Source organism: Snodgrassella communis (assembly GCF_914768045.1).
In the GTDB taxonomy this organism is placed as follows: domain Bacteria; phylum Pseudomonadota; class Gammaproteobacteria; order Burkholderiales; family Neisseriaceae; genus Snodgrassella; species Snodgrassella communis.
In genome coordinates, this window is the sequence record NZ_CAJZCD010000005.1 from 139,371 (window position 1) to 154,356 (window position 14,986).

Here is a 14,986-nt window from a genome sequence, read left to right on the forward strand (position 1 = left end):
ACCTCTTTCGCCCTGAAGAATTTCCGGTCGCCACCTGAAAAGTTTTTATACCTAAATCTCGCCAGTCGCTACTCTGTAACAACAATACTGACAATACGCCGGAAATAATTTTCCGTTTTCAGCCTCTATAGTAGAAAAGCACATACGCAAGACAGCGCCATCTTAATGTTGCCGTCAATATTTCTGTTTCAAGCCAATAAGAGTGATTTATCTATTAATAAAAAAGGGAGATGCAAGCATCTCCCTGTTAGCATGTTATTCGCTGACCACTCCAGCATGTTCAGCCTGAACGTCGGCATGATAGCTGGAACGTACCATTGCGCCGATTGCGCCATGCTTAAAGCCCATTTCATAGGCACGTTTTTCAAATATCTTAAACTGTTCCGGCGTAACATAGCGTAATACCGGCAAATGGCTGTTACTAGGCTGCAAATACTGGCCGATGGTAATCATCTCCACATCATGCGCGCGTAAATCCTGCATCACTTCCAGAATTTCTTCATCACGCTCACCCAGCCCCACCATCAAACCGGATTTCGTCGCCACTTCCGGCCGTAACGCTTTATACTGTTTCAACAGCTTCAGCGAATGCTGATAATCCGCACCGGGTCGCGCCTGTTTATACAACCGCGGAGCGGTTTCCAGATTATGATTGAGTACATCCGGTGGTGTTTGTGCCAGAATATCCAGCGCCGTATCCAAACGGCCACGGAAATCCGGTACCAGCACCTCAATCTGGGTATGTGGGCTGGATTCTCGAATAGCACTAATACAATCAGCAAAGTGCTGTGCTCCGCCATCACGCAAGTCATCGCGATCCACCGAAGTAATCACCACATAACGCAGATTCATCGCTTTCACCGAAGCGGCCAGATGTTTCGGTTCCTGCAGATCAAGCGGATTGGGGCGACCATGCCCTACGTCGCAAAACGGGCAGCGGCGGGTACAGATATCACCCATGATCATAAATGTTGCCGTTCCCTTGCTGAAACATTCGCCAATATTCGGGCAACTGGCCTCTTCGCATACCGTATGCAACTTCTGCTCACGGACAATGCTTTTAATTTCAAAAAATTTCTGGCTACTGGGTAGCCGCGCCCGAATCCATTCTGGTTTTTTCAGTTTTTCTTCCAGCGGTACAACTTTAATTGGAATACGCGCAGTTTTTTCTGCACCCTTGTGTTTTACCCCTTGGCTATTATCTTGATTCATAATACAACTTTCTGTATAGATGGCCGCTCAGGCGGCGGTGCATTCAATTGCAAAGTCAGGTAGCCGGTTAAACGTTTGGCAACATCCGCAAGCGCAGGACAAGGCTCTGTCAGATCGGCCATCTGGGTCATGTGCAAGCCGGCATAGCCACACGGGTTGATATGTGTAAACGGTGTCAGATCCATATTCACATTCAGTGCCAGCCCGTGATACACCGAACCCTGCTTGATACGCAGCCCCAGTGAAGCGATTTTCCGGCCGTTTACATAAACACCGGGACGTTTCGGGTCATTTTCTGCTGCAATACCATAATCAGCCAGCGTAGCAATAATACTGTTTTCCAGCCGGCTCACCAGCTCCCGTACGGTAATATGGCGCCGCTTAAAATCAATCAGCGTATACACCACCAGTTGTCCCGGGCCGTGATAAGTTACCTGCCCGCCACGGTCAATCTGCACCACTTCAATTTCATCATGCACCAGAATATGTTCGGGCTTGCCGGCCATCCCCTGTGTAAACACCGGCGGATGTTCTACAACCCATAATTCATCTTCCGTTTCAGTGGTACGATTCGCCGTAAAATCCTGCATCGCCTCAAAAACCGGCCGATAAGCGCGCAAGCCCAGCTGCACCACCTTCATAGCACAACCTTCACCATCGGATGGCTGCTTAAAGCACGATAAATATTGTCCAGCTGCTCCTGACTTTGCGCACGGATAACCACTGTTGCACTAATATAATTACCCTTACTGCTCGGGCGGGTATTGATATCTGCTGCTGCCGTTGCCGGTGCATGCTGCTGCACTACCTCCAATACCGTAGCCGCAAACTCAGGATGCTGCGCACCCATTACTTTAATCGGGAAATCCAGTGGAAATTCAATAATACTGGTTTTCAGATTATCACTCATCTCTGTACCTTTCCTGTCTGCACACGTTTGTACCATTTAAATCCCATGCAAAACAGGCTTATTCACGTAAAAATTTTTAATCCAAAGCTAACAGCGGCAACAAACTTATACTAAACAACAGTTTTTTGCGCCAGATAAGTCTGTAACCCGCGTTCACGCAGCACACAGCTCGGGCACTCGCCGCAGCCGCCCTCCACCCCGTTATAACAGGTATGCGTATGATTACGCACATAATCCAGATAACCCAGCTCATCAGCCAGCGACCATGTCTGCGCCTTATCCAGATACATCAGCGGCGTAATCAGCCGGAATTCATAATCCATTGCCAGATTCAGTGTTACATTCATCGACTGCACAAACACATTGCGGCAATCCGGGTAACCGGAAAAATCAGTTTCACACACCCCGGCAATCACATCATGAATCCCCTTACCCTTAGCAAAAATCGCTGCATACAACAAAAACAGCGCATTGCGCCCATCGACAAAGGTATTTGGCAGCCCCGCCGTCGGCGCTTCAACCACCTGCTGCTCATCCATCAATGCATTATGAGTAATGCTTTGCAGCAGCGATAAATCGATCACTGTCTGTGCCACACCCAAGTCTTGCGCTATCCAGCGTGCCTTTTCCAGCTCAATCGCATGACGCTGGCCATACTGAAAAGTAATCGTCTGTACATTTTCGCGTCCATAAGTTGCGATAGCCTGCAACAGACAAGTAGTTGAATCCTGACCACCAGAAAAAATTACCAGTGCTTCAGCATATTGTTTCATTATTCAGATTCCTTAGTTTTGATTCCAGAACCGGCAGAAACCCATTTTCTAACCGTCTGACGTGGGAAGTTTGCGAACCACGCAGTCACTTATTATAAAACATTTGCTCCCCCATTCTGACAGTCTAACCACGAAAGCGTGTAAAACAGGTAAAATAACCAGCTTTACTGCTTAAAATTCAAATATTCAAACATGTTGGTATTGGGAATCGAATCATCCTGTGACGAAACCGGTGTTGCTCTCTACGACAGCACACACGGATTACTGGCGCATCAGCTGCATACACAAATTGCCATGCATGCCGAATATGGTGGCGTTGTCCCTGAGCTGGCCAGCCGCGACCATATCCGTCGTCTCACTCCGCTTACTCATGCCTGCCTGCAACAGGCCGGCAAAACCTACCGCGATATCGATGCCATTGCCTATACGCAGGGGCCCGGCTTAGGTGGAGCCCTGCTGGCTGGCGCCAGCTTTGCCAACGCACTGGCGTTTGCCCTCAACAAACCCATCATTCCAGTACACCATCTTGAGGGGCACATGTTATCGCCGCTGCTCAGCGAAGAAAAACCGGCTTTTCCCTTTGTCGCCCTGCTGGTTTCTGGCGGTCATACCCAATTTATGGCAGTAAAAGGCATCGGTGACTATACTCTGCTGGGCGAAAGCATCGATGATGCTGCCGGAGAAGCTTTTGATAAAACCGCAAAACTGCTCGGCCTGCCTTACCCGGGTGGTGCCAAACTGGCAGAATTAGCCAGACTAGGACAACCGGGTAGCCTGCATTTTCCGCGCCCGATGCTACATTCACATGACCTGAATATGAGCTTTTCCGGCCTGAAAACCGCCGTACTAACCGCTGTAAACAAAATCCGCACAGAAACAGGTTGTGACGCAGAATTACCAGAACAGATCCGCAATAATATCTGCCGCGAATTTCAGGATGCTGTAGTAGACGTACTCACCAGCAAAGCCAAACAAGCACTAAAACAAACCGGCTATCAGCAGCTAGTCGTTGCCGGCGGCGTGGGCGCCAACTGGCAGTTGCGCCAGAGCCTCAACAACCTGCCCAGAGTGCGTACATTCTTTCCGCCAATGGCCTACTGCACCGATAATGGCGCCATGATTGCCTTTGCCGGTGCCATGCATCTGGCCAGTGCTCAGCCGGCTGCCGGTTTTAATGTCAAACCACGCTGGCCATTAAGCCAGATTGTCCAGTAATACCATACCCTGATAGCACCATTCCACCACACTGATTTATATGATCGAAATCAAAAACCTCAGCTTACAGCGTGGCAGCAAACAGCTGCTGCACAACGCCAGTCTGACCATCTATCCCGGCCAGCGCATCGGTCTGATTGGCAAAAACGGTACGGGTAAATCCAGCCTGTTTGCCCTGCTAGCAGGTAAAATCAGCCACGACAGCGGAGATATCCGCTTGCCCAAACACTGGCATCTGGCTACGGTTAAGCAGGAAACACCGGCACTGGACATCCCTGCACTGGATTACGTCTTGCAGGGTGATGACGAATTACAGCTGCTGCAACAGCTGCTGCAACAGGCAGAAGCCTGCAACGATGGCCTCAAACAGGCAGAATACCATGCACGTCTAGATGAAATCGGCGCCTACAGTGCTCCAGCACGTGCAGCCAAACTGCTCAACGGACTTGGCTTTTCCCAGCATGAACAGCAGCAGCCGGTAAAATCATTCAGTGGTGGCTGGCGTATGCGCCTGAATCTGGCACAGGCTTTAATGTGCCGTACCGATTTACTGCTGCTGGATGAACCGACTAACCATCTGGATCTGGAAACAGTCCTGTGGCTGGAGCAGCATCTGGCTAATCTCAATACCACCCAGATCATCATCTCGCACGACCGCGACTTTCTCAATGCCACCACCACCCAAACAGTTGAACTGGCACAGCAGCAACTTACCCTCTATGGTGGTAACTACGATTTCTACCAGCAGGAACGTGCACAGCGACTGGCACAGCAACAGGCGGCTTACCTCAAACAGCAGGCACATATCCAGCATCTGCAATCCTTTATCGACCGCTTCAAGGCTAAAGCCACCAAAGCGGTACAGGCACAAAGCCGCATCAAGGCACTGGCACGGCTCGAACGCATTGCTCCAGCACACTTGGACAGCGAATTTTCCTTTGAATTTGCGCAGCCCGACCATCTGCCCAATCCTCTGCTGAAACTGGAACACATCAACCTTGGCTATGGCGACAAAACCGTATTACACAATATCGACCTGTCGGTAGAATCTGGTGCCCGCTATGGCCTGCTTGGCGTAAATGGCAGTGGCAAATCCACTCTTATCAAAGCCATATCCGGCAGTCTGCAACCGCTAAGTGGCCAGATTGTCCGCGCCGAAAAACTTAAAATCGGCTACTTTGCCCAGCACCAGCTCGAAACCCTGCGTCCCGACCAGAGCCCGATCTGGCACATTCAGCAACTGTCTCCCGAAGTGCGCGAACAGGAAATCCGCAACTTTCTTGGCAGCTTTGCCTTTATCGGCGACATGGCTTTACAACCAATCGCGCCCTTTTCCGGCGGTGAGAAAGCACGTCTGGCACTGGCCATGATTGTGTGGCAGAAACCCAATCTGTTACTACTGGATGAACCGACCAACCATCTTGATCTAGACATGCGCCATGCCCTGACACTGGCACTGCAAAGCTTTCAGGGCGCACTGATAGTCGTATCCCACGACCGCAGCTTACTCGAATCCACCACCGATGCGCTGATTTATCTCAACCAGGGCGAACTCAAACATTTTGATGGAGACCTGAGCAACTACCGCCAGTGGCGTTTAACCCAGCAACAGCACAGCAACGAACAGCCACAAAACACCACTGATAGCCTCAACCGCAAAGAACAGAAACGCATTGAGGCTCAACAGCGACAAGAACGTGCCCGCCTGACCAAACCCTTACTGAAAAACATCGAAAAAGCCGAACGTGATATGGAAAACTGGCAACAGCAACAACAACAATGTGAAGCATTTCTAGCCAGCGAACAGGCCTATCTTGACGAAAACCGGGCAAAATTACAACAAATCATTACCCAATTAGCCGAGCTCAAAGTAAAATTAACCCAAACAGAGGAAAATTGGCTCAAATGGCAACAACAAGTAGAAGACATCAACCTGAATACCTGAATTAACGCTGTATAAGGTTCAATAATGACATACAACAAACTCCTCCCGATACTGATACTAACTGGTAGCCTATTTATGGGACAGATTGCCTGTGCTAAAGTTTATACCTGCCTTGAAAATGGCGAAATTATCTATACCTCCAAACCTAAAGGTAACTGTGCCGTAGCCAGCCTGCCCCCTATCGGCAGCTACAGCAATAGTCGTCCAAGTTATCGCAACAGCACATCAGCAACTGTGCGCAGCCGCCCACGCCCAGCGAATCGAGTAGCTACTGCTTACAGCGGTCCGCAACCAACCGTTAACATCGTTCCCAGAGGCAGCGATAATACCCGCCGCGCCATATTGCAGCAGGAACTGACCAATGAACGCAACGCTTTGGCACAGGCTCAACAGGCACTCAACCGCAGCCGTACAGGCAAAGGCGGTAACATCACCGAGCTGCAAAGTGCCGTACTCGACCGGCAACAGAATATTCAGGCCATCCAGCGAGAACTTGGCCGTATGTAATACCCAGACAAAGGATAAATCATGAAAAAACGCTTAATATTTACCGTACTGAGCACCCTGATAAGTGCGTCCGCGCTGGCACAGGTATATGAATGCACCGACAGCCGCGGCAACCACAGCTATGCCGAAATTCCCACTGGCAAAAACTGCCACCCAGCCAGCAATCTGGGCGTAAACTTCTCTACTACCAGCGCCTACAAGCCTACCCCAAGCAACAGCACTATCGAAGCGAAAGAAACAGCTTCAACAGCCGGCAACAATCACTCCAATCCAGCTGCTATAGCCACTGCCCGCAAAAATCTTGCTGACGCCCAGAAAGCACTGGAAGAAGGCAAAAAAATACGTCTGGGCAATGAACGTAATTACGTGCGCTATCAGGAACGCATCAAAGGTCTCGAAGATACTGTCAAAACCCGGCAACAGGAACTGGATAGTGCCTTGGGTAAATAATAATTGTGCGACAACCCAATATTGCCTGTTACAAACATCAATATAACCGCAGTAGCCGCGCATTATCTGCCACCGGCTACCGCCCTGTTATCATACTCAGAAACTTACCTGTACCGCTTCATCACCCAGTAATGTGTACAGACTATCAAATAAAGCCGCTTCAGGTCTGATTAGCCAGCTCTTATCCGCACGCAATTCCCCATACGCCTGCTGATGCTGGCAGCAGAATTTCAGCGGTACATGTGCCTGCTGCTCGCGGTAAGGTTGTAATAGTGCCGCCAGCTGACTGACAGGTGTATCCGCAGTGATTTGTAATTGCAGACTGCGCGCATAACGGGCACTGGCCTCTGCAAGCGTAAACGCATCATCCGCAGTAATGCGCAAACCATCGCCACCATTGTATTCATCAACCGCAACCTTACATTCCATAATCAGTACCTGATCGGCCTTCAGACTGGCTCCATATTCTTCCAGCGCTTGCCCTGCTACCACCACTTCCTGCTTGGCACTGCCATCTTCCAGTTGCACTACAGCAAATTTACCGCGTTTACCCATAATATAACGCACCGCAGTTACAAAACCGGCTACTTTCTGCTTATTATTGGATGGCTTAAGTGCTGCCAGTTTACTGCTTACCAGTGCGCGTACCTTATCAGCGTAAGGCTCAAAAGGGTGACCGGAAAAATAGAAACCCATCGCCTGTTTTTCCTCCGCCAGCTTCACTGCCAGTGACCACGGAGCGACTTCTTCCATTTGCAAAGGTTCTATGGCATCTTCCACCATATCAAACAGCCCGCCCTGATTAGCATTGGCAGCCACCTGTTCAGCGTTGTCCATGGCCAGCCCAATATTGGCCAATAACTGTGCACGATTCGGATTCAATTCATCAAATGCACCGGCTCGCACTAAAGCTTCTATAGTACGGCGATTCAGATGCTGGCGGTCAACGCGCTGGCAGAAATCAAACAGATCAGTAAACGCACCACCTGTTTCACGAGCACGCACAATTGCTTCTACCGCCCCCTCGCCCGTACCTTTAATCGCACCTAGCGCATAACGAATCTGCTTATTATTATTTGGTGTAAACCGATAAAACGATTCATTAATACTGGGTGGCAGGAAAGTAATACCATTTTCAATACCATCATCAACAAAGATTTTCAACTGATCGGTATTGGTTAACTCACTGGACATCGTACCAGCCAGATATTCAGCCAGATAATGACATTTAAGCCAAGCAGTCTGATACGATACCAGCGCATAAGCCGCAGCATGAGACTTATTGAAACCATAACCAGCGAATTTTTCCATATAATTGAAAATCTCGTTGGCCGTTTGCTTATCTATACCTTTTTCTGCCGCACCAGCTTCGAAAATGGCACGGTGCTTCACCATTTCCTCCACCTTTTTCTTACCCATGGCGCGCCGCAGTAAATCGGCGCCCCCCAGCGTATAGCCACCGCAAACCTGAGCAGCTTGCATCACCTGTTCCTGATACACCATCACCCCATAAGTGGAATCCAGTACCGGTTCCAGATTGGGATGCAGATATTCCACTTTCTCTTCACCGTGCATACGCCGGATAAAGTCGGGAATCAGATCCATCGGCCCCGGGCGATACAAGGCTACAAACGCGATAATTTCCTCAAACTTTGTCGGTCGTGCTGTCACCAACATCTTCTTCATCCCCGCCGACTCAAACTGGAATACCGCAGTCGTATTGCCTTTGGCAAAAATATTGGCGTAAGTGGCCGCATCATCTAGCGGAATATGATTTACATCAACCTTCTTTCCAGTAGTCTCCAGAATAAACTTTTGCGTCATTTCAATAATGGTTAAATTGCGTAGCCCAAGGAAGTCGAATTTCACCAGACCAATCTGCTCAACATCATCCTTATCAAACATAGAAACCGGAGACGCATCATCACCTCCTGCCTGATAAATCGGACAGAAATCGGCAATTTTTCCGGGAGCCATCAACACCCCGCCGGCATGCATACCCAAACCGCGAGTTAAATCTTCCAATTTCAGCGCCAGCGTCATCAGCTCTTCTGCTTCTTCTTCACGCAATAACTGCTGAATCTGTGGCTCAGCTTCCATAGCCTTGGTCAGACTCAAAGGCTTATTTGCTTCTACCGGTATCAGCTTGGACAAACGGTCACACAAACCGAACGGCAAATCAAGCACCCGCCCAACATCACGCACCACAGATTTAGATGACATCGTACCAAAAGTCACAATCTGGCTTACCGCAGGTACACCATATTTATGGCGGACATATTGAATCACACGGCCACGATTTTCCTGACAAAAATCAATATCAAAGTCCGGCATCGAAACCCGCTCTGGATTCAAAAAACGTTCAAACAGCAAGTTATAGCACAACGGATCCAAGTCAGTAATTTTCAACGAGTACGCCACCAGAGAACCGGCGCCGGAACCACGCCCGGGACCAACCGGACAGCCATTTTGCTTAGCCCAGTTAATAAAGTCCTGCACAATCAGAAAATAGCCGGGAAACTGCATCTGAATAATAATGTCCAGCTCATAATCCAGTCGCTGCTGATATTCAGGCATCTTTTGTGCCCGCTCAGCTTCATCCGGATACAGAAAAGCCATGCGCTCCCGCAACCCCTCATTACTCAGATGTATCAGCAGATCATCAAGCGTCATACCCGCAGGTGTCGGAAACAAAGGCAGATAATGTTTACCCAGAGTCAGCGTCAGATTACAACGCTGCGCAATACCTACCGTATTGGCCAGTGCTTCTGGAATATCAGCAAAGCGCGCCACCATTTCCTCTGGTGTCACAAAATACTGACTAGGCACAAAATCATGCGGACGACGCTTGTCTGCCAGCACATAACCACTGGCAATACAAACCCTTGCCTCATGTGCCTGAAAATCTTCTGCATCCATAAACTGTACCGGATGGGTAGCCACCACCGGTAACCGTTGCTCAGCAGCAAGTGTCACACTGCCCGCTACCACAGCCTCCCACTCCGGCCGTTCCGGCAAGCGCTGAATTTCCAGATAAAAGCGGTCTCCAAACCATTGCTGATATTTGGTACAGACCTGCGCAGCTAGCTCAGGTTTATGCGCCAGCAAAGCCTGTCCAACCTCACCATACTGTGCGCCTGACAAACAAATCAACCCACTGTTGTCTCCTTCTGCCAGCCAGTGCTGCCGAATAAGAGGTTGATGCGGGTGGCGATCTTCGCCTACATAAGCATCTGTCAACAATTCATTCAGACGCAGATAACCCGCATGATTCCTTACCACCAGCATCATACGAAAAGGCTTATCTGGCTGCTCCGGATTTTCCACACGTACATCTACAGCCATAATAGGCTTGATACCAGCATTACGGCAGGCCTTATAAAACTTCACCATGCCAAATACATTCATCAAATCACTGATGCCGAGCGCCGGTATTCCTAAAGTACTGGCACGCTTGACTGCTTCTTTAATCCGCACAATACCGTCTTCAATCGAAAACTCAGTATGCAGACGTAACGGAACATAGGGAAAATTGTTGGACATAGCACTTTTCATACCAGAACAATGATTGTCTGGTTTATCGGAAATAAAAAAGAGATAAAACTGATGGACTAAACTGGCAACTTCATCAGCAGCATAGTGAAAAATACAAATGGCACTATTCTGCACATACAGCCAATGCATAAGCGCATCGTTACAGCGTTAATTTTACCCGATTTGCTCAATGGCACAGCAATAAATATGGGATACAAAACTGATTGATTTATTATTCAACAACAGAAAAGCGGGTATAACTGTACAAGCATTACTGGCTTACAGATCAAACAGCATAGATTTACGCATTTGCACTTAATATAAGCACAAACTTCATTTTCCAAAAACAGGAAAATTCCGGTTAATCTGTTTTTTTATAGAAAAAAAGCATCTTTTAGCGGTATTTGACAGCATAAAACTGCCAAAATATATCTGTCAAATTTCATAATCAGAGCACCAACACAATGAAAAACATCAACACACCAACCAATGAAAAACAGGCTGCCTGAATCATCAGACAGCCTGTTCAAATAGGTTTCCCCCGCACGTGCCGCATTGGACGCCATCCGCTTGAACCTTGAGGACAAGGCTGGCAGTATCGAATGGCTTCGGGTTCATTCACAAGGAATGCTCACGCCCACCACTACCCAACCACCAAGAAAAGCGAATTATTGGTTCAAAGGAATATATGTCCTTACGAACACAGCAGGGGAAGAAAGAACTATTTTACCACAAGTGTGAGTGTACTTTCACACAACTGGATCATATCCTGCATCTTATGCTCGAAATCACCTACCGCCAAATCGCCATGCATCGTAAGTTTAAGTAAATCGTGCGCCAGATTCAAAGCAGCCATAATCACAATTTTATCTGTTTCAACAATCCGTCCAGAACTCTGAATGGCAACAATTTTCTCATTCAGCATCTTTACAGCCTGCATCAACGTTTCATGTTCACTTCTCGGCGTACCTATATTAAAAGGACGGCCGAGAATCTCCACACGAACCTGTTGAATTTCATCCATTAAGAATCCTCCTGCACCTGTGGTAAGCGTTGCAGCAATCGCTGTAATTCATCACTAGATGCCTTTAATACCATAGTATAGCGTTTTTTTTCAGCAATCAGCTCATCAATCGTAGTTTGCATGCTTTCCTGTAAATTAAATTTATCCTGTTCATGCTGTTTACGCATCCGTTCACGTTCTGCCTGAAAATTCTCACCCTGTTGTTGCAACTGTTTTTTTACAGTTGATAACTGCTGAGTCAACTGATGTTTCTCAGCTAAAAGAGAATTAAAATGAATAACCAGCCGTTTAACGCTGTCTTCCAATTGTTCTAGTTGATTTTCCATTCCCTACCCGCTTCCATCCGTCAAATACGCAGTATGGTTGCCTGATTTACCCATCCGCCAGTCAAATTGTTATTTGTTAAAACACTTAAATGATTATTCCACTCTTGGCGCCCGTTCCATCAATATTTCTGCCAGCGCCCGCACCTCAGTACGACCTTCAAACAGCTGCTGCAGAATAGTGGTAATCGGCATATCCACTCCCAGTGAAGTAGCCTGCCGGCATACTTCTTCGACAGTATATACACCTTCGGCCACATGTCCAAGTTCAGTTAACGCTTCAGGCAGCGATTTTCCTTCAGCCAGCAGCAAGCCTACTCTGCGATTGCGCGACAGCGAACCCGTACAAGTAAGAATCAAATCCCCCATACCAGACAAGCCCATCAAAGTAGCAGACTGTCCACCCAGAGCCTGATTCAGGCGCGAAATTTCTGCCATTCCACGCGTCATTAACGCCACTCGGGCATTGATACCACAATGCAGGCCATCAGCAATACCTGTAGCAATAGCCATGACATTTTTCACCGCGCCACCCACTGCTGCACCAATCACATCAGCATTAGCATACAAACGCAAAACCGTATTATTCAGCACAGTTGCCAATTCCTGAATCCAAGCAAAATTTTCTGACGCCAGCGTAACAGCACAAGGTAACTGCTGTGCCAACTCCTGCGCAAAACTCGGACCAGACAATACCCCAATACATTTATTCGCCGGCATCACTTCTGCCAGCACCTGCTGTGGCAGCAAGCCAGTTTGCTGTTCAAACCCCTTACAGGCAGCAAGCACCGGCACCTCACCCAAGCCAGCAGCCAGCAGTTTTCGCGCACTTTCACGCAACGCAGCTACCGGCGTAGCAATAATACACAAATCTGCCGCAGCAAACTCATCAACCACAGCAAGATTATCCGGTAACACAAAATCAGGCAGATACCGCCTGTTTACCCGCTCCTGCCGTAATTGTTGCGCATGTCGAACATTATGTGTCCATAGCCATACCTTATGCGAATGCAAGGCAAAATGGATAGCAAGTGCCGTTCCCCACGCACCAGCACCTAGTATACCAATATTCATGACAAATATTCCTTTCAACAAACCGCCGGCAGATAACTGTCCTATACTTAGGCCACTAGCTAATTTTAAACCACATGTAAAACATCATACTATCTTGAAAGCATCAGATAGCAGCATGAATTGGCTTAACAAAACAACTAACAGCGCATTGTATACAAAATTTCATTCTCAGGCTGCACGTATCACACCATAGCAATCAATCCAGCTACAGCGCGCACCAAACCAGCACACAACAATTACCACAGCAAACTATGCAACCTAAGCATAATCAAACAATACAAAAACACAGGCTGCCTGCATCCAGACAACCTGTGCTCATAGCTGATTCCAACAATAATTAATCCTCAAAGCGTTTAAACGCCAGCGAACCATTTGTACCGCCAAAGCCAAATGAATTGGAAATAGCCGCACGAATCGTCAAATCACGTGCTTCATTGGCACAATAGTCCAAATCACATCCAGCCTCAATATCCTGTTCGAAGATATTGATAGTAGGCGGAGATTTTTGAGTATGGATAGCCATTACCGTATATACCGCCTCCACACCACCAGCACCGCCTAACAAATGACCAGTCATAGATTTAGTTGAATTAACCACCAGCTTCTGAGCATGTTCGCCTAAAGCCAGCTTCAACGCATTGGTTTCATTCAAATCACCCAGTGGTGTCGACGTACCATGTGCATTCACATAATCAACATCTTCCGGATTCAGACCACCATCTTTCAGCGCACGCATCACACCAAGTGCAGGGCCTTCCGTATTTGGTGCAGTAATATGATAGGCATCCGAGCTCATACCAAAGCCTACCAGCTCAGCATAAATTCTGGCACCACGCTTACGAGCATGTTCATACTCCTCCAGCACCATCACACCAGCACCTTCACCCATAACAAAGCCATCTCGCTCCTTATCCCAAGGTCTGGACGCCGTAGCCGGATCATCATTGCGGGTTGACAGCGCCTTCATGGCAGCAAACCCACCTACACCCAGCTCACAGATAGCACCTTCCGCACCACCGGCAATCATAATATCTGCGTCACCATACTTAATCAGGCGGGCAGAATCACCAATACTGTGTGCACCGGTAGTACAAGCCGAAACCATACCATAGCTTGGCCCTTGATAGCCTTTCATAATCGTCACATGACCAGAAATCAGATTAATCAGAGAACTGGGGATAAAAAACGGATTAATTTTACGCACACCATGTTCTACAACAGCCCGCGCAGTAGCCTCAATTGCTGGCAAACCACCAATACCGGCACCAATATTTACCCCTACACGGGTTTTATCCAAACCCGGGATATCATCCAGTCCAGCATCTGCAATGGCCTGCAAGGCTGCAGCGACACCAAAATGAATAAAAGAATCCATCCGCCGTGCTTCTTTAGCACTGATGTACTGAGTAACATCAAAATTTTTAACCTCACCGGCAATCTGGCAAGCTAAAGACGAAGCATCAAAATGGGTAATAGTGCCAATGCCGCTTTTACCTGCAAGTAAATTTTGCCATGCTGTGGTTATATCATTACCCACAGGAGATACCTGACCCAGGCCGGTAATGACTACTCTTTTTTTACTCATAATTTGCTCGTAAGAAAAAAACCTCTACCGAATCAGGCGAAAAAATACACCTTATTTCGACAGAGGAATTTGAATTTAACCAACACTACACAGAATTAATTCAAGTGAGCGCCAACAAAATCGATAGCTTGTTGTACAGTAGTAATTTTTTCGGCTTCTTCGTCTGGAATTTCGCAACCAAAAGCTTCTTCCAGTGCCATTACTAATTCAACGATGTCCAGTGAATCAGCACCCAGATCTTCCTGAAAAGAAGATTCATTTTTTACTTCAGCTTCACTCACACCTAAATTTTCTGCAACAATCTTCTTTACTCGTTGTTCAATATTGTTATCCATTGACTGATCTTTCTTTGCTTTGCCCAGCACTAGTGCGGACAGGGGTTAATTGAATTAATCAACTTTTAGTTGTTGATATCATTGTACCTAATAAAAATA

General features: G+C 47.7%; 14 protein-coding genes and 1 other RNA gene. 4 read left to right on the forward strand and 11 right to left on the reverse strand.

Annotation, left to right across the window (positions count from 1 at the left end):
- Positions 1-255: 255 nt before the first annotated feature.
- From lipA to queC, 4 genes are all read right to left on the reverse strand, one after another.
- Positions 256-1,212, reverse strand: a complete 957-nt coding sequence (gene lipA / locus MJ761_RS06850; protein WP_093092771.1) for a lipoyl synthase — start codon at positions 1,210-1,212, stop codon at positions 256-258.
- Positions 1,209-1,853 carry a lipoyl(octanoyl) transferase LipB gene (lipB, locus tag MJ761_RS06855; RefSeq protein ID WP_093092769.1) on the reverse strand — a complete coding sequence of 215 codons (645 nt, stop codon included), beginning with the start codon at positions 1,851-1,853 and terminating at the stop codon, positions 1,209-1,211. The genes lipA and lipB overlap by 4 nt, the downstream gene beginning before the upstream one ends.
- Complete coding sequence (locus MJ761_RS06860) at positions 1,850-2,122, reverse strand: HP0495 family protein (protein WP_037490101.1); 273 nt, start codon at positions 2,120-2,122, stop codon at positions 1,850-1,852. Before MJ761_RS06860 ends, lipB begins: the two co-directional genes overlap by 4 nt.
- A gap of 110 nt (positions 2,123-2,232) precedes the next feature.
- The gene (queC, locus tag MJ761_RS06865; RefSeq protein WP_037490100.1) at positions 2,233-2,895 is read right to left on the reverse strand and encodes a 7-cyano-7-deazaguanine synthase QueC; all 663 of its coding nucleotides are present in this window, start codon (positions 2,893-2,895) and stop codon (positions 2,233-2,235) included.
- 192 nt (positions 2,896-3,087) lie between these two features.
- Between queC and tsaD the strand changes: the two genes are divergently transcribed.
- Genes tsaD through MJ761_RS06885 form a run of 4 tightly spaced genes read left to right on the forward strand, consistent with a single transcriptional unit; the run spans position 3,088 to position 7,012 of the window.
- Positions 3,088-4,110, forward strand: a complete 1,023-nt coding sequence (tsaD, locus tag MJ761_RS06870) for a tRNA (adenosine(37)-N6)-threonylcarbamoyltransferase complex transferase subunit TsaD (RefSeq protein WP_093092767.1) — start codon at positions 3,088-3,090, stop codon at positions 4,108-4,110.
- A gap of 40 nt (positions 4,111-4,150) precedes the next feature.
- Complete coding sequence (locus tag MJ761_RS06875; RefSeq protein WP_093092765.1) at positions 4,151-6,055, forward strand: ATP-binding cassette domain-containing protein; 1,905 nt, start codon at positions 4,151-4,153, stop codon at positions 6,053-6,055.
- Between the two features lie 24 nt (positions 6,056-6,079).
- A complete protein-coding gene (locus MJ761_RS06880) occupies positions 6,080-6,562 on the forward strand; it encodes a hypothetical protein (protein ID WP_037404865.1) in 483 nt (160 codons plus the stop codon).
- A 21-nt stretch (positions 6,563-6,583) separates the two neighbouring features.
- Positions 6,584-7,012 (forward strand): DUF4124 domain-containing protein, encoded by a 429-nt coding sequence (locus MJ761_RS06885; protein WP_093092763.1) that lies wholly within the window; start codon positions 6,584-6,586, stop codon positions 7,010-7,012.
- Positions 7,013-7,108: 96 nt separating this feature from the next.
- On the opposite strand, the gene dnaE is transcribed toward MJ761_RS06885, so the two are convergent.
- From dnaE to acpP, 7 genes are all read right to left on the reverse strand, one after another.
- Positions 7,109-10,555, reverse strand: a complete 3,447-nt coding sequence (gene dnaE / locus MJ761_RS06890) for a DNA polymerase III subunit alpha (RefSeq protein ID WP_093092957.1) — start codon at positions 10,553-10,555, stop codon at positions 7,109-7,111.
- Positions 10,556-11,080: 525 nt separating this feature from the next.
- Positions 11,081-11,261, reverse strand: a non-coding RNA gene (gene ssrS / locus MJ761_RS06895) — 6S RNA.
- Positions 11,262-11,267: 6 nt separating this feature from the next.
- Positions 11,268-11,570 carry a cell division protein ZapA gene (locus tag MJ761_RS06900; RefSeq protein WP_093092761.1) on the reverse strand — a complete coding sequence of 101 codons (303 nt, stop codon included), beginning with the start codon at positions 11,568-11,570 and terminating at the stop codon, positions 11,268-11,270.
- Positions 11,570-11,896 carry a hypothetical protein gene (locus tag MJ761_RS06905; protein WP_093092759.1) on the reverse strand — a complete coding sequence of 109 codons (327 nt, stop codon included), beginning with the start codon at positions 11,894-11,896 and terminating at the stop codon, positions 11,570-11,572. Before MJ761_RS06905 ends, MJ761_RS06900 begins: the two co-directional genes overlap by 1 nt.
- A gap of 93 nt (positions 11,897-11,989) precedes the next feature.
- Positions 11,990-12,967, reverse strand: a complete 978-nt coding sequence (locus MJ761_RS06910) for an NAD(P)H-dependent glycerol-3-phosphate dehydrogenase (RefSeq protein ID WP_093092757.1) — start codon at positions 12,965-12,967, stop codon at positions 11,990-11,992.
- Positions 12,968-13,304: 337 nt separating this feature from the next.
- Entirely contained in the window at positions 13,305-14,552 is a 1,248-nt protein-coding gene (gene fabF, locus MJ761_RS06915) for a beta-ketoacyl-ACP synthase II (RefSeq protein ID WP_037404853.1), read from the reverse strand.
- 95 nt (positions 14,553-14,647) lie between these two features.
- The gene (gene acpP, locus MJ761_RS06920) at positions 14,648-14,887 is read right to left on the reverse strand and encodes an acyl carrier protein (RefSeq protein WP_037404851.1); all 240 of its coding nucleotides are present in this window, start codon (positions 14,885-14,887) and stop codon (positions 14,648-14,650) included.
- Positions 14,888-14,986: the final 99 nt, after the last annotated feature.